The organism is Streptomyces sp. TBY4 (assembly GCF_024213195.1).
In the GTDB taxonomy this organism is placed as follows: Bacteria; Actinomycetota; Actinomycetes; order Streptomycetales; family Streptomycetaceae; genus Streptomyces.
In genome coordinates, this window is sequence record NZ_JANAVF010000020.1 from 106,321 (window position 1) to 127,586 (window position 21,266).

Annotated in this window: 16 protein-coding genes; 14 read left to right on the plus strand and 2 right to left on the minus strand. The window is 74.0% G+C overall.

Annotated elements, in window-relative coordinates:
* Window positions 1–1,309: 1,309 nt before the first annotated feature.
* The 10 genes from NLX94_RS33720 to NLX94_RS33765 all read left to right on the plus strand — a co-directional run bounded on the left by NLX94_RS33720 (window position 1,310) and on the right by NLX94_RS33765 (window position 15,879).
* On the plus strand, window positions 1,310–2,287 hold the full coding sequence (locus NLX94_RS33720; RefSeq protein ID WP_254386966.1) for a hypothetical protein: 978 nt from the start codon (window positions 1,310–1,312) through the stop codon (window positions 2,285–2,287).
* Window positions 2,284–3,306, plus strand: coding sequence for a phosphate ABC transporter permease subunit PstC (pstC, locus tag NLX94_RS33725; RefSeq protein WP_254386968.1), 1,023 nt, complete (start codon window positions 2,284–2,286; stop codon window positions 3,304–3,306). The genes NLX94_RS33720 and pstC overlap by 4 nt, the downstream gene beginning before the upstream one ends.
* A complete protein-coding gene (gene pstA / locus NLX94_RS33730; protein ID WP_254386970.1) occupies window positions 3,303–4,634 on the plus strand; it encodes a phosphate ABC transporter permease PstA in 1,332 nt (443 codons plus the stop codon). The genes pstC and pstA overlap by 4 nt, the downstream gene beginning before the upstream one ends.
* 69 nt (window positions 4,635–4,703) lie before the next feature.
* Entirely contained in the window at window positions 4,704–6,488 is a 1,785-nt protein-coding gene (locus NLX94_RS33735) for a phosphate ABC transporter substrate-binding protein PstS (protein WP_254386972.1), read from the plus strand.
* Window positions 6,488–9,160 (plus strand): hypothetical protein, encoded by a 2,673-nt coding sequence (locus NLX94_RS33740; RefSeq protein ID WP_254386973.1) that lies wholly within the window; start codon window positions 6,488–6,490, stop codon window positions 9,158–9,160. Before NLX94_RS33735 ends, NLX94_RS33740 begins: the two co-directional genes overlap by 1 nt.
* Before the next feature lie 209 nt (window positions 9,161–9,369).
* Complete coding sequence (locus NLX94_RS33745) at window positions 9,370–10,362, plus strand: substrate-binding domain-containing protein (protein WP_254386974.1); 993 nt, start codon at window positions 9,370–9,372, stop codon at window positions 10,360–10,362.
* Between the two features lie 38 nt (window positions 10,363–10,400).
* Complete coding sequence (locus NLX94_RS33750) at window positions 10,401–11,975, plus strand: Ig-like domain repeat protein (protein ID WP_254386976.1); 1,575 nt, start codon at window positions 10,401–10,403, stop codon at window positions 11,973–11,975.
* Window positions 11,976–12,086: 111 nt separating this feature from the next.
* A complete protein-coding gene (locus NLX94_RS33755) occupies window positions 12,087–14,105 on the plus strand; it encodes a WxL protein peptidoglycan domain-containing protein (RefSeq protein WP_254386977.1) in 2,019 nt (672 codons plus the stop codon).
* A 44-nt stretch (window positions 14,106–14,149) separates the two neighbouring features.
* Window positions 14,150–15,049: a sortase gene (locus tag NLX94_RS33760; protein WP_254386979.1), complete on the plus strand. Its 900-nt coding sequence runs from the start codon at window positions 14,150–14,152 to the stop codon at window positions 15,047–15,049.
* A gap of 11 nt (window positions 15,050–15,060) precedes the next feature.
* Entirely contained in the window at window positions 15,061–15,879 is an 819-nt protein-coding gene (locus NLX94_RS33765) for a phosphate ABC transporter ATP-binding protein (RefSeq protein WP_254386980.1), read from the plus strand.
* Window positions 15,880–15,904: 25 nt separating this feature from the next.
* On the opposite strand, the gene NLX94_RS39500 is transcribed toward NLX94_RS33765, so the two are convergent.
* Complete coding sequence (locus NLX94_RS39500) at window positions 15,905–17,941, minus strand: sigma-70 family RNA polymerase sigma factor (RefSeq protein ID WP_254386981.1); 2,037 nt, start codon at window positions 17,939–17,941, stop codon at window positions 15,905–15,907.
* 3 nt (window positions 17,942–17,944) lie between these two features.
* Entirely contained in the window at window positions 17,945–18,268 is a 324-nt protein-coding gene (locus NLX94_RS33775) for a YciI family protein (RefSeq protein ID WP_254386983.1), read from the minus strand.
* A gap of 165 nt (window positions 18,269–18,433) precedes the next feature.
* Between NLX94_RS33775 and NLX94_RS33780 the strand changes: the two genes are divergently transcribed.
* From NLX94_RS33780 to NLX94_RS33795, 4 genes are all read left to right on the plus strand, one after another.
* Window positions 18,434–19,123 (plus strand): DUF998 domain-containing protein, encoded by a 690-nt coding sequence (locus NLX94_RS33780; RefSeq protein WP_254386984.1) that lies wholly within the window; start codon window positions 18,434–18,436, stop codon window positions 19,121–19,123.
* 192 nt (window positions 19,124–19,315) lie between these two features.
* Window positions 19,316–19,912, plus strand: coding sequence for a hypothetical protein (locus tag NLX94_RS33785; protein WP_254386986.1), 597 nt, complete (start codon window positions 19,316–19,318; stop codon window positions 19,910–19,912).
* A 145-nt stretch (window positions 19,913–20,057) separates the two neighbouring features.
* The gene (locus NLX94_RS33790; protein WP_254386988.1) at window positions 20,058–20,552 is read left to right on the plus strand and encodes a hypothetical protein; all 495 of its coding nucleotides are present in this window, start codon (window positions 20,058–20,060) and stop codon (window positions 20,550–20,552) included.
* 113 nt (window positions 20,553–20,665) lie between these two features.
* Window positions 20,666–21,238, plus strand: a complete 573-nt coding sequence (locus NLX94_RS33795; protein WP_254386989.1) for a hypothetical protein — start codon at window positions 20,666–20,668, stop codon at window positions 21,236–21,238.
* Window positions 21,239–21,266 lie beyond the last annotated feature (28 nt).

The window sequence follows — 21,266 nt, forward strand, 5'->3', positions numbered from 1 at the left end:
GGCACCGGGGGCGGGGGCGCCGGGGGCCGGGCGCCGGGGACACGGCGGCGGCGGCGCCGCGCGGCCGGTGGGGGCAGCGTCCCCGGGGGCCGGGCGCCCGAGGGGCCACCCGGGGCGGGCGCCGGGCGCCGGTGGCGGGGAAACGGGGTGCCGTGCGGCGGGTGGGGCGGGGCCACCGGGGGCCGGGCACCCGGGGGACCACCTGGGGCGGGGCGCGCGCCGGTGGCAAGGGGGACAGGGGAGCCGGGGTCCGGGCGCCGGTGGCGGGGGAAGGGGGTGCCGCGCGGCGGGTGGGGCGGGGCCACCGGGGGCCGGGCACCCGGGGGACCACCTGGGGCGGGGCGCGCGCCGGTGGCGCAGGGGCAGGGGACAGGGGCGTGGGGGAGAAGTGCGGCCGGTGCACGGGGGCTCGGGGGAGACGCGTGGCCGGTGGGAGGGGGCGCCGGGGTCTGGGTGCCGGTGGGGCGGGGGATCGGGGGCGTTGTGCGGCGCGGGAAGGATGCGCGGGTGGTGGTGTGGGGGCCCGGTGGTGTCGGGTGGGTGGTGGCGTGTCGGCCATTTTGGTGGCGTGGGCCGACTTGGGTTTCTGGTGTTCGCCGCCGTTCCCGGCGCGGATGCAGGGTCCCGACCGGCTGTGCGAGTGGGCCGGGGATGCTTGCTGCGTGGGCGGCCCTGATGGGGTCTCCTCGCCTGGGGCCGCGCGGCCGGGGTGGGGGCTCGGTGGTGTCGGGTGGGTGGTGGCGTGTCGGCCATTTTGGTGGTGTGGGCCGACCTGGGTTTCTGGTGTTCGCCGCCGCTTCCGGCGCGGATGCAGGGTCCCGACCGGCTGTACGAGTGGGCCGGGGGATGTTCTCCGCGTGGGGCGGACCTTGCAGGCCTTGCCGCCGTGGTCGTGGGGAGGGCCGCCGCCGGGGTGGGGGTGGGGCCCGCGGGCGAGAGTGGGCCGGACGGTGCGGCGGCGGTCCCGGCGGGGGGCGGCCGTGGTCCGGGTCGCCGGCGAGTTCCGGTCGCCGCAGGCGAAACGTGCCTCCGCCGCGCGTTCACGTGTTCTCCGTTTCTGCTTCACCGATCCGTGTGCCCCAGAGCCCTACGCCCCGTGGATTGTCATGCCCGCGGCCATGGGTGGGTGGCCGTTTTCCGGCCACGCACGGCTTGTGGGGAAGGGGGCGGTCCGGTGTCTCGGCCACGTTTTCTGTTCGTGTCCTGGGTGGACGTGGAAAGACGTCAGGCGCCTGCGCCGATGGCGGGGGGAGCGCACGCGGGGCGGGGGGACGGCGGCCCCGGTGGCCACGGAGGCGGGCCCGACGCCGTGACCTGGCGGCTGGTCGGCTCCAACAACCACGAGCTCGGCCGCAGCCCTTCCGTGTACCGCTCCCTCGGTGCCTGCGGCGCGGCCGTCGAGCGGCTCCGTGAGCGGATCGGCGAGGCCGTCCCGATCGTGATGATGTCCACGGGTGGTGGGGTCGTGGCGGCGGGTCAAGGTCCCCGAGGAGCGGGGGGCGCGGTCCCGGGCGCCTCCGGCCCCGGTTCCGGCGCGGCTCCCGGCTCCGGAGCGATGTCAGGGTCCGGCGCGAAGCGGGGCTTGGGCTTGATGCCCGGTTCCGGCGCACTGCCCGGTTCCGGCGCGCTGCCGGGCTCCGGCGCGTCGTCCGGTTCCGGCGTGATCTCCGGCCCGGGCACGATGCCGGGCTCAGGCGTGCTGCCCGGTTCCGGCGCGCTGCCGGGCTCCGGCGCGCCGTCCGGTTCCGGCGTGATCTCCGGCCCGGGCACGATGCCGGGCTCAGGCGTGCTGCCCGGTTCCGGCGCGCTGCCGGGCTCCGGCGCGCCGTCCGGTTCCGGCGTGATCTCCGGCCCCGGCGCGATGCCGGGCTCAGGCGTGCTGCCCGGTTCCGGCACGTTGCCGGGCTCCCGCGCGTCGTCCGGTTCCGGCGTGATCCCCGGCCCGGGCACGATGCCGGGCTCCGGCGCGCCGTCCGGTTCCGGCGTGCTGCCCGGCTCCGGCGCACTGCCCGGCTCCGGTGCTATGCCGGGTCCCGGTGTGATGCCCGGTTCCGGCATCGGGGCCTGGACCTGGCAGCTCGTGCTCGACGAGCAGTGCGTGGCTGTCGCCGTCCGCACCTTCCGGCGGCAGCGCGAATGCCGCCACAGCCTCCAGCTGTTCCTGGCCGCCGTCGCCGAGGCGCAGGTGGCCTCCGGCGTCACCCACACCCGGCGGCTGCGCGGTCTGCGGCTGCCCGGCGCCGGTGACGTCCCGGGGCTGGCCCTGCGCGGGGGAGGGCTGCGATGACCGTGACCACGGTGGTTCCTCCGGCCGCCCCCGGGGACGAGCACATCACCCCGCGGGCCCTCTCCAAGAGCGGCGATCCGGCCGACCGGATCTTCCGCGGCTCGGCCCGCGCCGCCGGCGCCGCCGTCCTGCTCATCATGACCCTGGTCGGCGTCTTCCTCGGCGGCCGCGCCCTGCTGGCCCTGGACGTGGCCGGCTGGTCCTTCCTCACCACCTCCGCCTGGGAGCCCGACTCCCACAACTTCGGTGTGGCGGCGATCCTGATCGGCACGCTGCTCATCGGCGGCGTCGCGATCTTCTTCGCGCTGCCGCTGGCGATGGGCACGGCCCTCTACATCACCGAGTACGCCCCGCGCCGCGTCAAGCAGACCCTCATCAGCCTCGTCGACCTGATGGCCGCGGTGCCCAGCGTGGTCTACGGCCTGTGGGGGCTGTTCCTGTTCCAGCCGCACGTGGTCGGGCTGTCCCGCTGGCTCACCACGTACCTGGGCTGGTTCCCGCCCTTCGCGGTGGACGGGGACGACCCGCGCGACCCGCTCAGCCCGAACACCTTCTACACCTCCTCCACCTTCATCGCCGGCATGGTAGTCGCGCTGATGGTGACGCCCATCGCCTGTTCGGTGATGCGCGAGGCCTTCGCCCAGGCCCCGCCCGGCGAGCGCGAGGGCGCCTTCGCGCTCGGCGCCACCCCGTGGGGCGTCATCCGCTCCGTCGTCCTGCCCTTCGGCAGGGGCGGGATCATCGGCGGCACCATGCTCGGGCTCGGCCGTGCGCTGGGGGAGACCATCGCCGTCTATCTGATCATCTCCCCGGTCTTCGTGATCCAGCCGCACATCCTCCAGAACGGCGCCATCTCCGTGTCCTCCCTGATCGCCCTGCGCTACGGATCGGCCAGCCCCCTCGGGATATCCGCGCTGATGGCGGCCGGGCTCACGCTCTTCCTGATGACCCTGGTGGTCAACTTCATCGCCTCCTCGGTCGTGGCCCGCAGCCGCTCCGGAGCGGGGGCCGACGCATGACCGCCCTCACCCACAGGCCGCACGGCCCGGGTGCGCCGGGTGCCCCGGACGCCCCCGGCGTACCCGGTGGCCCGCACGCGCCCGTCGCCACCGTCCGCCCTCCCGTGGTGCACGACGGCGCCGGGGTACCGCCCGAACACCGGCGCAACACCGCGACCCTGCACGTGCGCGACGTCCTCGCCATGGTGGGCGCGGCCGCCGCCGCGCTCGCCATGACCGCCCTGCTGTTCGGCCGGATCCTGCCCTTCGACGCGCCCCTCGGCTTCACCGTCGTCCTCTACCTGGCCTTCATGGCCCTCTACGCCGTCCTCGTCTCCCTCGACGAGCCCGCCGCCACCGTGCGGGCCCGCCTCGCGCAGGTCCTCGTGCACAGCATCGCCGTCCTGCTGATGGCGGCCCTGGTGTTCGTCGTCGGCTACGTGCTCATGCGCGGCTGGGACGCCCTGGCCCACCTCAACTTCTTCACCGAGGACATGGGCGACACCGGTCCGCTGGAGCCGCTGACCCAGGGCGGGGCGCTGCACGCCATCGTCGGCACCCTGGAACAGATCGGCATCGCGCTGGCCGTGACCGTGCCGCTGGGGCTGGCCTGCGCGGTGTTCCTCAACGAAGTCCCGGGCCGCTACGCGCGGTTCGTCCGCACCATCGTCGAAGCCATGACCGCGCTGCCCTCCATCGTGGCCGGCCTGTTCGTCTACGCGACCTGGATCCTGCTGCTCCACTTCGACAAGTCCGGCTTCGCCGCGGCCCTCGCGCTGTCCGTGATGATGCTGCCGATCGTGATCAGGGCCTCCGACGTGGTGATCCGGCTGGTGCCGGGCTCGCTGAAGGAGGCCTCCTACGCCCTGGGCGCCGGTCAGTGGCGCACCGTGTGGACGGTGGTCCTGCCCACGTCGCGCTCCGGACTGACCACCGCCGTCATCCTGGGCACCGCCCGCGGCATCGGGGAGACCTCCCCGGTGCTGCTCACCTCCGGAATCGCCAACGGGCTCAACGCCAACCCCTTCGAAGGGCCGCAACTCTCCCTGCCGCTCGCGGTCTTCAGCCTGGTCCAGTCACCGGAGAAGTCCATGATCGCCCGGGGGTTCGGCTGCGCCGCCCTGCTGATGGCACTGGTGCTGCTGCTGTTCGTGCTCGCCCGGCTCATCGGGGGCAAGGCCCCGGGCCAGCTCGGCCGCGGCGCCCAGCACCGCCGGGTCCTCGCGTCCGCCCGTGACGTGGAGCGGATGCGCGCCCGGGCCGCCGAGCGGGACCTCGCCCTGACCGAAGAAGAGGCCGGGGGACCGGAGGCACAGGGGTGGCGGGCGGTGCCCCCGCCCCGGGCGTAGCCCGCCCCGCTCTTCGCGGCCCGCGCCGCGTCCATTCGTACGATCTGTGACCGATCAGGAGAGTTACCCATGCCCGGACGACCCCCGGCATACCCCGTGCGTGCCCCTTCGGGCGACCGCGCACCCGCCCGGCGCCGACGCCTGCTCGTCCGCGGACTCGCGCTGTGCCTGGCCGCGCTGGCCGCCGTCCTGCCCGGTGCGGTACCGGCCGCCGCCGAGACCTACGTGCCGGTCTCCGGTGCCGGTTCCACCTGGAGCCAGAACGCCCTCGACCAGTGGCGGGCCAACGTCAAGCAGTACGGCATGACGGTCAACTACAGCGGTACGGGATCGTCCGACGGCCGCAACCAGTTCCGCAACGGCACCGTCGACTTCGCGGTCTCCGAGATCCCGTACGGGATCAAGGACTCGGGGGTCGTCGACCCGCCGCCGGCGCGGAAGTTCAGCTACATGCCGATCGTCGCGGGCGGCACGGCCTTCATGTACAATCTCAAGATCGGCAACCGCCGGGTCACCAACCTGCGCCTCTCCGGCGAGAACGTGGCCAAGATCTTCACCGGCGTGATCACCACCTGGAACGACCCGGCGATCAAGGCCGACAACCCGGGCCTCGCCGCCGCCCTCCCCGCCCGCAGGATCGTCCCGGTCGTCCGCTCCGACGGCTCGGGCACGACCGCCCAGCTGACCAAGTGGATGAGCTCGCAGCACGCGCCGCTGTGGGACGCCTACTGCTCCAAGGCCGGCCGCTCCACCCCCTGCGGGCAGACCTCCAACTTCCCCACCATCGCCGGCCGCGGATTCGTCGGCCAGTCCGGCTCCAACGGCGTCTCCGGCTACGTGGCCCAAGAGGGCAACATCGGCACCATCACGTACGTCGAGTACTCCTACGCGGTCTCCACGACGGGCTTCCCGGTCGTCAAGGTCCTCAACAAGTCGGGCTACTACACCGAGCCCACCGCGCAGAACGTCGCAGTGTCGCTCATCAAGGCGGAGATCGAACCCGACCTCACGCAGAAGCTGGAAGGCGTCTACACGGGCGGCGACGAGCGGACCTACCCGCTCTCCAGCTACAGCTACATGATCATCCCGACGGCGCAGGAATCGAACTTCAACCCGCAGAAGGGCAAGGCGCTCGGCGCCTTCGCCTACTACTTCCTCTGCGAGGGACAGCGCTCCGTCGACCGGCTCGGCTACTCCCCGCTCCCCATCAACCTCGTCCAGGCGGGACTGGATCAGGTGCGCCGCATCCCCGGCGTGGCCGTGGCGAACATCGACATCAAGAACTGCCGCAACCCCACCTTCTCGCCCGACGGCAGGAACATCCTGGCCGAGACCGCCCCGAAGCCCCCCGCCTGCGACAAGCAGGGCCCCACCCAGTGCGACACCGGCACCGGAGGCAACAAGAACCCGACGCAGCCCGGCGGTTCCGGCGGCGGTGCGGCCACCGGCGGCGCCGCGGCCAGTGGCGGTGCGGCCTCGGGAGGCGGCACCGGCGGGACGGGCGGTACCGGGGGCGCGGCCTCCGGCGGAGCCACGGGCGCCGCCGCGGGCACGGCCGCGGGCGCCACGGGCGGAGCCGACGGCGGGGGCGGCGCCGCGGCCGCCACCGGCGGTACGGGCGACGGCGGCGCCGGCGCGGACGGCGGGGCGGTGGACCCGCAGACCGGGCAGCCCCTCGCGGCGGGCGCGGCCGACCTGTTCGGGATCCCCGTCACCACGTCGACGGGCATCGGCGGGACCCTGCAGACCGTCCTGATGGTGCTCGGCGCCCTGCTCCTGCTGGCCGTCACGGTCGCCCCGCCGCTGCTCACCCGGCGCCTGGCGCGGCGCGGCCGCACGGGAGGCGGCTCCTGATGCGCGCACCCTTCCGCACGCGCCGGATCCGGCTGCTGTTCGGCACGCTCTGCCTGCTGCTGCTCCCCGTGGTCGCCACCTCCGGGCCCGGCGGCCTGGGGCCGCAGGCCGCGTACGCCGCCGGGGAGTCCGGGGGCTCCGAGGTCACGGTGTCCGGGACCGGCGACTTCGCCGACCTCAAGGTGACCGTCGGCCAGACCCGCAACCTCGTCGGACAGGTCGTCAAGATCTCCTGGACCGGCGGCAAGCCCACGGTCTCCGACACCAACTACAGCGCCAACTACCTCCAGATCATGCAGTGCTGGGGGGACGAGCCCACCGGACCCGGCACCGACCAGTGCCAGTTCGGCGCCTCCTCCGCCCTCGGTTCGGGCTCCGGCCAGGCCGGGGCCTACACCAACACCCGCCAGCTCAACTACGGGGCCAACCTGCAGGACTCGGAGAAGGAGCCGCTGCCGCCCCCCACTCCGAGCGGGATCTCGTACGCCCCCTTCCGTACGGTCGGCGGGGACCCGGTCACTCCGGGCAACTGGAACGAGTTCTACGACGTCAACAGCACCAACGAGGTGCCGTACGCCCGCACCAACGCCCGCGGCTCCGGCGAGGTCTGGTTCGAGACCCAGACCGCCATCGAGGCCCCCGGCCTCGGCTGCGGTTCCGCGCTCCCCGGCTCCCAGGTCGCCGCCACCGGACGGGGCTGCTGGCTGGTGATCGTGCCGCGCGGAGAGAAGGAGGTCGACGGCAGCCCGCACACCGCGCAGTCCAGCGGCCAGCTCCAGTCCTCCCCGCTCAGCCCGGCCAACTGGAAGCAGCGCATCCTCGTCCCGCTCGGCTTCGAACCCCTGGGCAGCTTCTGCCCGATCGGCGCCGAGGAACGCGGCACCATCGGCAGCGAGATGGCCGCCGAGGCCGTCACCCGCTGGCAGCCCGCCCTGTGCCAGACCGGCGGCAAGGCCATCTACGGCTACGCCCAGGTCCCCGACGAGACCGCCCGCGTCAAACTGCTCTCCGGCACCCCCGGAATGGTCTTCCTCGGCCGGCCCGCCCCGGCCGACCCCGACCGCAAACCCGTCTACGCGCCCGTGGCCCTCTCCGGCATCACCATCGGCTTCTTCATCGAGAGCCAGGCCGGGTTCACGGCGACACCCGAGGTCAAGGCCCGCAACGGCATCCGGCTCGGCAGCCTGCGGCTGACCCCCAGGCTGGTGGCGAAGCTGCTGACCGAGTCCTACCAGGACGGAAACTCACGCTTCGCCGACAGCACCGCGAAGAACCCGGTGAACCTGGGCCACGACCCGGAGTTCATGAAGCACAACCCCGAGTACGCGGGACTGGACTTCCCCAACAAGCTCGGTGACGCCCTGGTCCCGCAGCCGCTCGCCGACACCACCCGGCAGCTGTGGGACTGGGTGTCCCGCGACCCGGCCGCCCGGGAGTTCCTCGACGGCGCGCCCGACAACACGGGTGCGCACGGGGACCCCTCGTACGCCGGCATGGCCGTGAACCCGAACTACCGGGGTCTCGCCGTGCCGTTGGACACCTTCCCCAAGAGCGACCCGTACTGCCAGGCCTTCCCGGACCACCCCGAGTCCCCGCTCTGCATCCAGGACAAGCACCCCTACGCCACCGACATGCACGCCGCCGCGCGCGCTTCGAGCCGGGGCGACACCCTGGCCCGTACCTCCTGGGACGCCACCGCGACCCCGCCCGCCTACAAGAAGGACCCGCCGCAGCTCGCCGGCTCGCGCGCCGTGCTCGCCGTCACCGATACCGCCACCGCCGACCGCTACGGTCTGGTGAGCGCCGAACTCCTCAACGCGGGCGGGAAGTTCGTCGCCCCCGAGCCGGCCGCGCTCATCGCCGCCGCCAACGCCCGCAAGGCCGGGGCCGACGGGGTCAGTTCCCCCGACCCGGCGGCCGCGGACCCGGCGGCGTACCCGCTCACCGTCCTCACCTACGCCGCCACCGTGCCCGCCGACCTCACGGAGGCCGAGGGCAGGGACTACGGCGCCATGCTGGCCTACGCGGCCGGCCAGGGGCAGACCCCGGGCGTGGCCGCGGGCAGCCTGCCGCACGGCTACGCCCCGCTGCCGGAGCCGCTGCGCGCCCAGACCCGGGCGGCGGCGCAGCGGGTGAGCACGGAGGCGGGCAAGAAGCCGGCGCCGACGCCGGAGCCCCCGGCGCCGAGCGCGCCGGCCCCGGGCGGCGCCGGCGGTACGCCGTCCGGCCCGGGCGGGGCGGTGGCGCCCCCGGCCTCCGGGACGGCCGGTACGGGAACCTCCGGCGCCGCAGGCACGGCGGCGGGCGGCGGCTCCGCCGCGCCCGGCCCCGCCCCGGCCTCGCCCAGCGCCCCGGCCGCGGCGGCCACGGGCGGCCCGGGGACCACCGGCGGCTCGGGCGCCCCGGCCGCACAGGCGGCCGGGACCACACCGGCCTGGGCCGTCGGAGCCATCCGCAACGTCCTGCTGATCTGCCTCGTGGTCGGGGCTCTCGCGGCCTTCGCGGGACCGCTGCTCCCGCGCCTGCTGCCCCCGGCCCTGTCGTGGCTGCGGTCGCTGCGCGCCGCCGGGGGAGTCCCCGCGGCGTCCGGCGGGCCCGCGGACCTTCCGGCGGACTGGGCGACCCACAAGAAGGCCGGCCCCAGGGACTGGAGTCCGCCGGACCAGGACTGAGGTCCGCGTCCCGTCCCCGCCCGTCCCGAATCCCGGTCCCGAATCCCGGTCCCGGCTCCCGGTCCCGAATTCCGGTCCCTGTTCAAGGTCGCACGACGAAAGGAAGGTGATGCCCGGCGACAACCGTCTGACCAATCCGCGCCAACGGAACTTCATCCCACGCGCGCCGGGCACCACCCGGGCGCAGCCTAGCTGAGGGGTCACCCCAAGTGAACAAGAAGAAAATCGCCTTCGGCGTCTCGGCCTTCGCTCTCGCGGCGACCATGGCCGGAGCCGGCCTCGCCGCCGCCGACCCGTCGGGCCCGCCGCAGTACCGCCAGCTCTCCGGCGTCGGCTCCGACACCACCCAGGACGTCATGAACGGCATGGCCGCGGCCATCACCGTGGGCGGCCAGAAGGTCATCGGCTCCTACGACTCCACCGGCTCCGCCAACATCACCACCAAGGACCCGGCCAACGGCAACTGCACCATGGCCCGCCCGAACGGCTCGGGCGCCGGCCGCTCCGCGCTGCTCACCTCCCTCCAGGCGAACAACGGCTGTCTGGACTTCGCCCGTTCCTCCTCGCTGAACCTGGCGGCGGCGGCACCGGGCCTGACCTACGTGCCCTTCGCGGTCGACGGCGTCACCTACGCCATCACCCCCGGTTCGGCGATCCCGCGCAAGCTGTCGCTGACCGACCTGAAGGCGATCTACCACTGCGACCCGAACTACGTGGGCCAGGGCCCCAACTACGCCATGACGGTCTACCTGCCGCAGGCCGGCTCGGGCACCCGCGGCTTCTGGGAGTCCCAGATGGGGATCACGGACGCCGACGTCGTCGCGGGCGTCTACCCCTGCATCAAGGACAAGAAGGGCACCACCCCGGTGCAGGAGCACGACGGCCGCCTCCTCGACGACAAGTCGATCGTGCCGTTCTCCATCGCCCAGTACCAGTCGCAGTCCTCGCAGACCATCGCGGACCTGCGCGGCCGCGCCATCCTCGGCACCATCGACGGCACCGCGCCCACCGTCCTCAACAGCGGGTTCGGCGTGAAGCGCGACGTCTACAACGTGATCCCGACCAGCAAGGTCGCCACGGCTCCGTGGAGCACGGTCTTCGTCGGCGCCAACTCCGAGATCTGCAAGCAGACCTCGGTGATCAACACGTACGGCTTCGCCACCAGCCCGAACTGTGGCGACATCACCAAGCAGACTCCCTGACCCTGATCGCCGCCCGAGCTTCACATTCTGGAGACGTTGTGCTGAAGAACAGAGTTTTGCGGACCATGGCCCTGGGCGTCGCCGCCGTGACCACCGCCTTCGCGGCGGGTCTGGCCGGGGCGGGCGCCGCGTACGCCGCCCCGATCGGCACCATCGAGATCAACCCGGCGACCGGCGCGGACACGTCCGGCATCGCGTTCACCACCTCGGCCGCCTGCCCGGAGACCGCCACCAACGTGCTGGTGAAGGTGGAGGGTTCCGGCTTCCCGGCCGAGGGCCTGAACGTGGTCGGCAACTCGCCCATCGCGACCTACCCGACCGCCGCCAACGGCGGCATGGTCATCCCGCTCACCTCCACCATGCGGGACTACGCCAGCCAGGCGGGCTTCACCACCCTGCAGGGCAAGTACGACTTCACCGTGATCTGCCGGACCGCCTTCAACGGCACCAGCCTCGGCGACTACACCGGCGCGATCTGGTTCACCTCCAACACCACCTACCAGAACACCGACCCGGCGGTGAAGACCGACACCGTCACCTCCCTCGCGGTCACCCCGGCCGGCCCCGCGCAGGCGGGCACCCCGGTCACCCTCACCGCGGGCGTCACTCCGGCCGGCGCCGGCGGCACCGTCCAGTTCAAGGACGGCGCGGCCGACCTGGGCACCCCGGTCACCGTGAACAACGGCACCGCGGCGCTCACCACGTCCAACCTCACCGCCGGTACGCACAGCCTGACGGCCGTCTTCACGCCGGCGAGCGCCTCGTACAACGGCTCCGCCTCCTCCGCCGTCTCCTACGTGGTCACGGCCGTCCCGGCCGCGACCACCACCACCGCCCTGGCCGTCTCCCCGGCCGGCACGGCGCCGCAGTTCAGCCCGGTCACCCTGACCGGTACGGTCACCCCCGCGGGCGCGGCGGGATCGGTGAAGTTCACCGACACCGTCGGCGGCTCCACCGTCACCCTGGGCACCGTCCCGGTGGCGGCCGGCACCGCGGTCCTGAACACCAGCAGCCTCCCGGTGGGCAACCACTCCTTCACCGCCGTGTTCGTGCCGGCCGACGCGGGCGCCTTCACCGGCTCCGACTCGGGCGCGATCCCGTACGTGGTGGGCGCCTTCGCCGGTGTCTCCGCCTCCGAGACGATCACCACCACGGTCAACTCGGGCGCGCTGGCCATCAGCGTCGCCAACCCGCAGGTCACCCTGCCCTCGCCGGTGCTCAACTCCGACGGGGACCTGCTGACCACGGCCGGCTCCATCAACCCGGTCACCCTCACCGACACCCGCGCCGGCAACCCCGGCTGGACCGTCAGCGGCCAGGTCACCGACTTCTCCGACGGTGCCACCCACGCCATCAACGGCCAGAACCTGGGCTGGACCCCGAAGGTCGTCGACAAGGCGCCCGCGCAGACGGTGACGGCCGGCTCCGCCGTCGCCGCCGCCAACGGAGCGGCCGCCGGCGACCCGGGCACGGCGGGCCTCAAGTCCGCCCGCACGCTCGCCAACGGCACCGGTCTCGGCACCGCGCACGTCACCGCCGACCTGGCGCTGAACGTCCCGACCTCCACGGTGGCCGGCACCTACTCCGCCACCCTCACGCTCACCGCCATCTGATCCAGGCGTGAGCCCCGGGTCGGAGCGGACCGTGCTGTCCCGCGGTCCGTTCCGACCCGCCCCTGACACCTGGACCCGCCGCACCCCTTCCCCGGATCGGACGCCCGAGCCATGAACCCCACCGTCCCCGCCGCCCGGCGCGGCCGCCGCCCCGGCCGGCAGGCCGGGTCCGCCCCGTCCCCCTCCCTGCTGCTCACCCTGCTCGCGCTCGCCGGGCTGCTCGCGCTGGTCGCAGTGGCGCCCGCGCGGGCCGCGACCGCGGCCCCGGCCGCTCCCGGGGAGGACCGCAAGTCCACCTTCGGCGTGCAGCCCGCCGGGCCGAAGGGGCCCGACGCCCGGCCCCACTTCTCCTACGGGGTCACCGGCGGAGCCACGACCCGCGACCAGATCGCCATCTGGAACTACGGCGAGGAACCGCTCACCCTCGATGTCTACGCGAGCGACGCGGTCAACACCGCCGACGGAGGCTTCGACCTGCTCCCGGCCGGCCAGGCCCCGAAGGACGCGGGCAGCTGGATCAAGCTGGACAAGGACAAGGTGACCGTCCCGCCCAAGGGCAACGTCGTCGTCCCCTTCACCGTCACCGTCCCCCGCGAGGTCACCCCCGGGGACCACACCGGCGGCATCGTCGCCTCGCTCGCCTCCGGGGCCCAGGACGGCCAGGGCAACAAGGTCAAGCTGGACCAGCGGGTCGGCGCCCGCGTCTACGTCCGCGCCGCCGGGACCCTCACCCCGCGCCTGGAGGTGCAGGAGGTCTCCGCCTCGTACGAGGGCTCCGCGATCCCCTTCGCCGACGGCTCGGCGACCGTCACGTACACCCTGCGCAACACCGGCAACGTACGGCTCGGCGCCCGGCAGGCCGTGCGCGTCAACGGCCTGTTCGGCACCTCCGTCACCGCCTCCGGCGCGAAGGACCTCGGCGACCTGCTGCCCGGCACCTCGCTGACGATCACCGCCAAGGCCGACGGAGTGGCCCAGGTGCTGCGGTCCTCCGCCGTCGTCTCCGTCCAGCCGGTCGCCGCCCGCGACGGCGTGGACCCCAAACTCCCCTCCCTGACCCGCTCGGTGTCGCTGTGGACGGTCCCGTGGGCGCTGCTCGCGCTGGTCCTCGTGATCACCGGGGGCGGGCTGTGGGTGTGGCGCCGCAGGCGCCTGGCCCGGGCCGCGGCCTCCGCCGCCGCGTCGGCCCGGCGGCGCGCCACTTCCGATACGCCAGAACGCCAGAACGCCAAGAAGGAGTCCATCGTGCAGTTCACCCGCCCCAGCCGGCGATCCGCGGCAGGTGTCGCCACCGCGGCCGCCGCCGCCCTCGTGGGCCTGGCCCTGACCGGGCCGACGGCGGCCCACGCCGCCCCGGCCGGCACGGCGAAGATCAACCCGGCCACCGGCAACGACGGCAGCAGCATCGACGTGACCACGTCGGGCGCCTGCCCGGAGCCCACCACGTACGTCCTGGTCACGGTGGCCGGCAAGGGCTTCCCGGCCGAGGGCCTCAACGCGGTCGGGAACGCGCCCATCACCACCTACCCGCCGACGTCGACGGGCGCCTTCACCGTCCCGCTGACGACGACCATGCGGGACTACGCCAACCAGGCCGGCTTCAGCACCCTCGAAGGCCGCTACGACCTGACGATCGTGTGCCGCCAGGCCTTCGGCACGGAGACCTACGGGACCTTCGCGGCCTCCCTGTGGTTCACCTCCAACACCGAGTACACGACGACGGACCCGGGCACGGGCAACCCGACGCCCACCCCCACGCCGAGCCCCACCCCGACCCGGACCCCCACGCCGACCCCGACGCCGACCGCAACGCCCACTCCGACGCCGACCGCCACCCCCACCCCGACCCCCACGGAGACGGCGTCCCCGACCCCGACCCCGACCGACACCCCCTCCCCGTCCGCGTCGGCCTCCACCGGGACGACCACGGGCAGCGGCGGCAGCGTGGGCGTCTCCACCAACGTCACGGGCGGATCCTCGGGCGGCTCGGGCGGCCCCGGCGGCGGCCTGGCCAACACCGGCGCCGACACCACCACGCTCGGCCTGCTCGCCGGAGGCCTCGTCCTCACCGGCGGCGCGCTCGTCTGGTGGGTCCGCCGCCGCGGCCTGCTGACCTTCTCGGGCAACTGACCACCCCTGCCGCCTCATCCGCTTCCGCATCCGGAGAAGACACGATGACAGCCACCTCCACCCCGCCGGTGGACGTGCGCCCCGACCCCGCCGGAGCCCCCGGGGCACCGGCGGGGCGTACGGGCCCACCCGGCCTGTGGGCCACCGGCGCGGCCCTGGCCATCCTGGGCGCCCTGCTCCTCGGCTTCGTCGCGGAGGTCGGGCCGCTGGGACACCTCCGCCACGAGCGGGACCGCCGGGTGGGGTACGCGCAGCTGCGGGAACAACTCGCCAACGCCACCGCGCCGTTGGGGCCGGCCGAACCGGGTGCCCCCGTCGCCCTGCTGGAGATCCCGCAGATCGGACTGCGCGAAGTGGTCCGAGAGGCGACCACCTCCGGGGTCCTGGCCTCCGGACCCGGTCACCGGCGCGACACGGTCCTGCCCGGCCAGCCCGGCACGAGCATCCTCATGGGCCGGCAGGCGGGCTACGGCGGCCCCTTCGCGCACATCGAGGACCTGGAGCGCGGGGAGACCTTCCGGGTCGTCACCGGCCAGGGCGAGCACACGTACAAGGTGCTCGGCGTCCGCCGCGCCGGCGACCCGCAGCCGGCCGGGCCGGCCGCGGGCACGGCCCTGCTCACCCTGATGACCGCGGACGGCACCCCGTACATGCCGAAGGGGGTGGTGCACGTCGACGCCGAACTCACCACGCCCGTACAGCAGTCGGGCGGCCGCACCCCGGGGCGGCTCGCCGCGGACGAGGCCCCGCTCGGGAGCCAGACCTCGGCATGGTTCCCGCTGGTCCTGTGGGCGCAGGCGCTGCTGCTCGCCGCCGCGGCCCTGGCCTGGGCGCGGATCCGCTGGGGCCGCGCGCACACCTGGCTGGTCGGCTTCCCGGTGCTGGCCGCCCTCGGCCTGGCGGTCGCCGACCAGGCCGCCCTCCTCCTGCCCAACCTCCTGTGAACGAGGCCGTGATGACCACGCAGACGATCCCGCTCCCCGCCCTCCCGGCAACCGGCGCGTCCACCCTCGACGCCCGGGACATCTCGGCGTGGTTCGGCGGCCGCAAGGTCCTCAACCGGGTCTCCCTGACGATGCCCGGCGGCCAGGTGACGGCCCTGATCGGCCCCTCGGGCTGCGGCAAGTCCACCTTCCTGCGGATCCTGAACCGGATGCACGAGCTGATCCCCGGCGCCGAACTGGCCGGCGAGGTACTGCTCGACGGAGAGGACGTCTACGCCCGCGGCCGCCGGCTCACCGACGCCCGCCGCCGGATCGGCATGGTCTTCCAGAAGCCGAACCCCTTCCCGGCCATGTCGGTCTACGACAACGTCACGGCGGGCCTGAAGCTGACCGGCACCCGCGCCTCGACGGCCGAGAAGGACGAGCTGGTGGAGGAGTGCCTGACCAAGGCCGGCCTGTGGAAGGAGGTCCGGGACCGGCTCCGCCAGCCCGGCGGCGCCCTCTCCGGCGGGCAGCAGCAGCGGCTCTGCATCGCCCGCTCCCTCGCGGTGCGGCCGCGGATCCTCCTGATGGACGAACCCTGCTCCGCCCTGGACCCCACCTCCACGCGCCGCATCGAGGAGACCGTCCGCGAACTGGCCGACGAGGTCACCATCGTGATCGTGACGCACAACATGCAGCAGGCGGCCCGGGTTTCCGACCAGTGCGCCTTATTCCTCGCGGAACAGGGCACGCCCGGCCAGATCGTGGAACACGGACCCACGGCGGCCATGTTCTCCACCCCCGCCGACCCGCGCACCTCGGACTACGTCCAGGGCCGCTTCGGCTGACCCGGCAGCTCCGCCCGGTGGCGGATCACCCCGTCTCCGGACCGGGTTTGAGCCGGCGCAGGGTGTAGCCCCCGCCTTCCGGGTCCAGGGACCTGGCGGCCTCCTTGAACAGGTGCTCGGCCCGCTCGTAGGACAGCCGGCGGCGGCCCGTGTCCGGGCACAGATCGGCCGGCCCGGGGGTCCGGGCCGGTCCGGGCCGCCGGTCGGAGAGGAACACCGGGCCCCGGGTGCGTCCGGCCAGCAGCCCGGGCAGGAGCCGGGCCGTCCCGGAGCGCCAGCTCACCCAGGTGCGGCCCGCGCGGGCCCGGCGGTCCTCCAGGTCCAGGTCCTCCACGTTCAGGGACAGGACCGTCTTCACCCCGGCCCCGGATTCGTGCAGGAGCCGCCACAGCGTCCGTTCCCGCAGCGGCACCGCGGGGTCGCCCCACAGCGCGTCGAGCTGCGCCGGACCCAGGGATGAGGCCCGGGGGCGGGTCTCGGCGCGCCGCTCCAGCCCGGCCGCGAGCCCGTCCATGCCGGCCCAGGCGCCGAAGGACCGTACGGCCGAGCGGTGCCGGTTCCAGGTCCTGGCCGCGGCGCCGCCCCAGGCTGCCGTGCACACCCGGGCCACCTCCCCGGCCGTCAGCCGGGACAGCGGCAGCTCGTCGCCGAGGTCCAGCCGCAGCCGCCGCAGGGTCTGGCCGTACGAGCGCACGGTCGCGGCGTCCAGATCCGCCCGGCCGAGGAAGCCCTCCGCGGCCCCGCCGAGCGTCGGACCCGGTGGCGGACCGGCCGGGCCGCCGGGGCCGGGCACCTCCCGGGCGCGCCGCCGGAGGAAGGCGCGCTCGGCGGAGTTCCGGGCGAGGGCCGCCGCCCGGAGGAACTCCGTCCGGGCCTCCGGGCCGCGGTCCAGGCGCAGCAGCAGGTCTCCCCGGACGCTGGGGAGGAGGTGGTAGTCGCGGAGCACGGGGTCGGAGACCAGGGAGTCGACCAGGTCGAGACCGGCCTGCGGCCCGTACGCCATGCCGAGCGCCACCGCCCGGTTCAGCTGGACCACCGCCGTCGGCAGCAGCCGGGCCAGCGCCCCGTACAGGGTCGCGATCTGCGCCCAGTCGGTCTCCTCGGCGGTGCGCGCCTGCGCGTGGCACACGGCGATCGCCGCTTGCAGCACGTACGGGCCGGGAGTCCCGCCGGCCTCCCGCGCCCGCAGCATCGCGGTGAAGCCGCGGCGGACGAGCAGCTGGTCCCAGCGCCCCCGGTTCTGCTCGTGGAGCTGGACGGGCTCGCCCGAGGGCCCGGTGCGCGCCGCCGAACGGGAGGCTTGGATCTCCATCAGCGCGACCAGGGCGTGCGCCTCGGCCTCCCGGGGGAGCAGCCCGGCCAGCAGCCGGCCCAGCCGGAGCGCTTCCAGGCAGAGCCCGGGGCGCATCAGATCGTCGCCGGAGGTGGCCGAGTAGCCCTCGTTGAAGATCAGGTAGATGACCTCCAGCACCGAGGACAGCCGCTCGGGCAGCTGCGACTGCGCCGGCAGCTCGAAGGGCACGCGGTGCTCGGCCAGCGTGCGCTTGGCGGCGGCGATGCGCCGGGTGACGGCGTTCTCCGTGACGAGGAAGGCCCGGGCGATCTCCTCGGCCGTCAGCCCGCCCAGCAGCCGGAGGGTGAGCGCCGCACGGGCCCCGGTGGGCAGCACGGGGTGGCAGGAGATGAACATCAGCCGCAGGACGTCGTCCTGTTCGGGCTCCTGCCCGTCCTGCCGCCCCCGCTCGTCCTGCTCCTGTTCCTGCTGCTCTTCGTGCCGTGCCTGCCGCTCCTCCAGATCGTGGGCGAGCAGCTCCTGCTTGTCCGTCAGCAGCCGGGAGCGCCGGATGTGGTCGACCGCCCGCCGCTTGGCCGTGGTCGTCAGCCAGGCGCCGGGGTTGTCGGGGACCCCGGCGCCGGGCCACTGCTCGAGCGCGGCGACGAGTGCGTCCTGGGCCAGCTCCTCGGCCAGGCCGACGTCGTGCACCAGGCGTGTGAGCGTGGCGATGATCCGGGCCGATTCGAGCTTCCAGACCGCGTCGATCGTCCGCTTCGTGTCCTGCACGGATCAGGGGCCGAAGACCTGCTGGACCACGCTCTCGCCGTCGCCCACGATCCTGCGGAAGCGGCGGGCCAGCTCGATCGCCTCTTCCCTGGACCGGACCTCGATCAGCGCGAAGCCGGCCACGGCCTCCTTGGCCTCGGCGAACGGCCCGTCCGTCACGGTGATCTCCTCACCGGCCGAGGTGACCAGGATGCCGCCCGGCTCCAGCCCGCCCGTGGCCAGCAGCACGCCGGCCGCGGTCAGTTCCTCGATGAACCGGCCCATCTCGGCGTACAGCCGCTCGTCGGGGGCGGCGTCGGAAGGCTTCGTCGTCATCAGGTAGCGCATGGGGACTCCCTCGTCTCGTGGTGCCGAGCTGCTGCCCGCACCCTGCCTACACGTCGAACCGCCGATGTGACAGGGAACGCGCCGATTCCGTGCCACATCGACGGTTCGACGTACCGGCGAGAACCGCACCAGAGCCGTATACGACGAACCCGAGAGGCACCCGCCATGAGCACCCGGACCCCCGCCGCCACCACCCCTGTCCCCTCCGCCGCACCCCGCCCCTCCTCCTCCGCCACCACCCGGTCCCTGCTCACCTGCGCGGTCGTGGCCTCGCCGCTGTGGGCGGCCGTCTCCCTGACCCAGGCCGCGACCCGCCAGGGCTTCGACATCACCCGCCACCCGCTGAGCGCGCTGAGCAACGGCGGCCTCGGCTGGCTCCAGATCACCAACTTCCTGCTCGCCGGAGCCCTCCTCGTCCTCGGGGCCACCGGCCTGCGGCGGGCCCTGTACGGCACCCCGGGCGGCACCTGGGCCCCGCGGCTGGTCCGGATCGGGGGCCTGGGCATGATCGCCGCGGGAGCCTTCGTCATGGATCCGGTCGACGGCTTCCCCGGGGGCGCCCCCTCCGCGGAGACCGCCACGCTCACCTGGCAGAGCTACGCCCACTTCGCCGCCGGGTCGGTCACCTTCACCTCGCTCATCGCCGCCTGCTACGTCCTGGGCCGGCACTTCGGCCGCGCCGGGAACCGCCCGTACGCCCTCGCCTCCCGGGTCGCCGGTACGACCCTCCTGCTCGGCAACGGCTGGGCGATGGGCGGGGGCCGGGCCGGCACCCTGACCCTGGCCGTCGGAGCCGTCACGGCGATGCTCTGGATCTCGGCGGTCGCGTTCCGGGCACGCCGCGAGGCCTTCTAACCGGTGGTCCGGAGGGTGTCAAGTCCCGAGTTTCCGGAACGTGACCGGGATGTCCCCGCCGGGGCTTACTTGAGGCACGAGGAAGGGACGGAACGGAAAACCTCTCCGAGAAACTCCTCCTCTCCTCGAATTACCGCACCGTTTCGAATATCCGGAACGAGCGCACATTCCTCTGGATCTTAGGAGAAGGCCATGAACCGTAAGACTCGCACCAACAACGTCGTCCGTACCAACCGCCGCGGATTCCGCATCGCGACACTGTTCGCATCGGCCGCCATGATCTCGGGAGGAGTCCTCCTTCCGGCCTCCATGGCCACGGCGGCCCCGATGCCCGCCCACGTGGCGACCGCTCTCCCGGCCGCCGGTGGCGCCGGAGGGGACGGCGGCGAAGGCGGCGGCGGCCTCGTAGGCGGCGGTGGCGGCTCCGGCGGCTCCGGTGGCGGCAGCGTCCTCGGCACCGGCGGCGAAGGCGGCAAGGGCGGCAAGGGCGGCGACGGCATCCTCTCCGGCGGTGGCGGCGGTGGCGGCGGCGGTGGCGGCGACGGCGTCATCGGCGGCAAGGGCGGCGGCGGCGGCGATGGCGGCAGCGGCCTCTTCGGCGGCGGCGGCGGCAACGCCGGCAGCGGCGGCGACGGCATCCTGGTCGGCGGCGACGGCGGCAAGGGCGGCAAGGGCGGCAACGGCGTCTTCGAGGGCGGCAAGGGCGGCAAGGGCGGCAAGGGCGGCTTCGGTGGCCTGTTCGGCGGCCTCGGCGGCGGCGGTGGCGCCGGAGGGTCCAGCATCTTCTGATCGCTGATCCGCTGATCCCCACTTTGCTCGACGGGGGTGGAGGCCTTCAGGGACTCCACCCCCACCCCACCCGCTCCACCCCCACCCGCTCCACCCCCACTTTCCTCCTCAGCGACATCCGTGCTCACGGAAACGGAGAACCCCCATGTTCACGAGCCCCTGGCAGCGTCCGCTCATCCTGGCGGCGGCCTCCCTGGCTTTCGTCACCGGTACGGCGTGCGCCGCGCAAGCGTCGCAGTCCCACACCCCCGCAAGCTCCGTTTCCTCGATCACGATGGGATCGCCCGCCCACTGCGGGCTCGGCGGCGAAGGCGGCGAAGGCGGCAAGGGCGGCGAGGGCGGCAAGGGTGGGGAGCCCGGCAAGCCCGGAGAGCCCGGCAAGTCCGGAACGGCCGGCTGCTTCCGGTTCGACGACCTGCCGGACAAGCCGAAGTCGGAGCTGACGATGGTGGACAAGGTGCGCATCGTGGTGACCCTTCTGGCCGACGACTCCGAGGAAACGAAGGAGAAGATCGCCAAGAAGTACGACATCCCGGAGAAGGAGATCGACAACTGGAAGAAGAGCTACCTCGACGGCGACTGGTTCGCCCTGATGGGAACCGGCTCCCCCTTCTCCCCCTTCTCCTCCGTCAACACGTGATCGACGGGCCCGTCCGGCCGGTGGCCGGCCGGGTCCTTTTCCGTCCGAATTCCCGGCACTGGTCCCCGGCATCAATTCCCCCGGTCCTCCCCACCCTCGGCAAGGAGAATCCCATGCGCACCCATTCCTGGAAGTTCCGTATTGGTCTTGTCATCTCGTCGACGCTGATCGGTGCCGGTGCGATGGCCCCCGCGGCGCTGGCGGCCCCGGCCGCGACGGTCCAGACGGTCCAGAGCGCCCCGGCATCCGGCGGCTGGACGGGCGGATACGGAGGCGGTGACAGCGGATCGGGCACCAAGCGGCTCGGCGGCAAGGTCCAGGTGGGCAACGGCAGCGTCCGCGTCGGGAACAAGGTCTGCGCCGGCAACTGCAACGGAACGGTCAACGGCACCAACGGGGGCAACGGCGGAATCTGCGCCGGACTCTGCAACGGCAGCGCCAACGGCGGGAACGGCACCCAGGGCCGGCCGTCCGGGAACGGCACGAACGGGGGCAACGGCGGAATCTGCGCCGGAGTGTGCGGCGGCAGCGTCAACGGCGGCAACGGGGGCAACGGCGGCAACGCCGCCCCCGGTGGCGACGGCGGCGGCGGCGGCCGGGGCGGCAACGGCGGCATCTGCGTAGGCGTCGGCTGCGAGAGCAGCGGCCGCGGCGGCAACGGCGGAGCCGGCGGTGACGACGACTGACCGCCGGGCCGAGGGCCTGACCGGATCC

Coding starts and splice junctions, on each gene's coding strand:
- pstC (WP_254386968.1), top strand. CDS start 2,284: ATGACCGTGACCACGGTGGTTCCTCCGGCCGCCCCCGGGGACGAGCAC.
- pstA (WP_254386970.1), top strand. CDS start 3,303: ATGACCGCCCTCACCCACAGGCCGCACGGCCCGGGTGCGCCGGGTGCC.
- NLX94_RS33735 (WP_254386972.1), top strand. CDS start 4,704: ATGCCCGGACGACCCCCGGCATACCCCGTGCGTGCCCCTTCGGGCGAC.
- NLX94_RS33740 (WP_254386973.1), top strand. CDS start 6,488: ATGCGCGCACCCTTCCGCACGCGCCGGATCCGGCTGCTGTTCGGCACG.
- NLX94_RS33755 (WP_254386977.1), top strand. CDS start 12,087: ATGAACCCCACCGTCCCCGCCGCCCGGCGCGGCCGCCGCCCCGGCCGG.
- NLX94_RS33760 (WP_254386979.1), top strand. CDS start 14,150: ATGACAGCCACCTCCACCCCGCCGGTGGACGTGCGCCCCGACCCCGCC.
- NLX94_RS33765 (WP_254386980.1), top strand. CDS start 15,061: ATGACCACGCAGACGATCCCGCTCCCCGCCCTCCCGGCAACCGGCGCG.
- NLX94_RS33775 (WP_254386983.1), bottom strand. CDS start 18,268: ATGCGCTACCTGATGACGACGAAGCCTTCCGACGCCGCCCCCGACGAG.
- NLX94_RS33780 (WP_254386984.1), top strand. CDS start 18,434: ATGAGCACCCGGACCCCCGCCGCCACCACCCCTGTCCCCTCCGCCGCA.
- NLX94_RS33785 (WP_254386986.1), top strand. CDS start 19,316: ATGAACCGTAAGACTCGCACCAACAACGTCGTCCGTACCAACCGCCGC.
- NLX94_RS33790 (WP_254386988.1), top strand. CDS start 20,058: ATGTTCACGAGCCCCTGGCAGCGTCCGCTCATCCTGGCGGCGGCCTCC.
- NLX94_RS33795 (WP_254386989.1), top strand. CDS start 20,666: ATGCGCACCCATTCCTGGAAGTTCCGTATTGGTCTTGTCATCTCGTCG.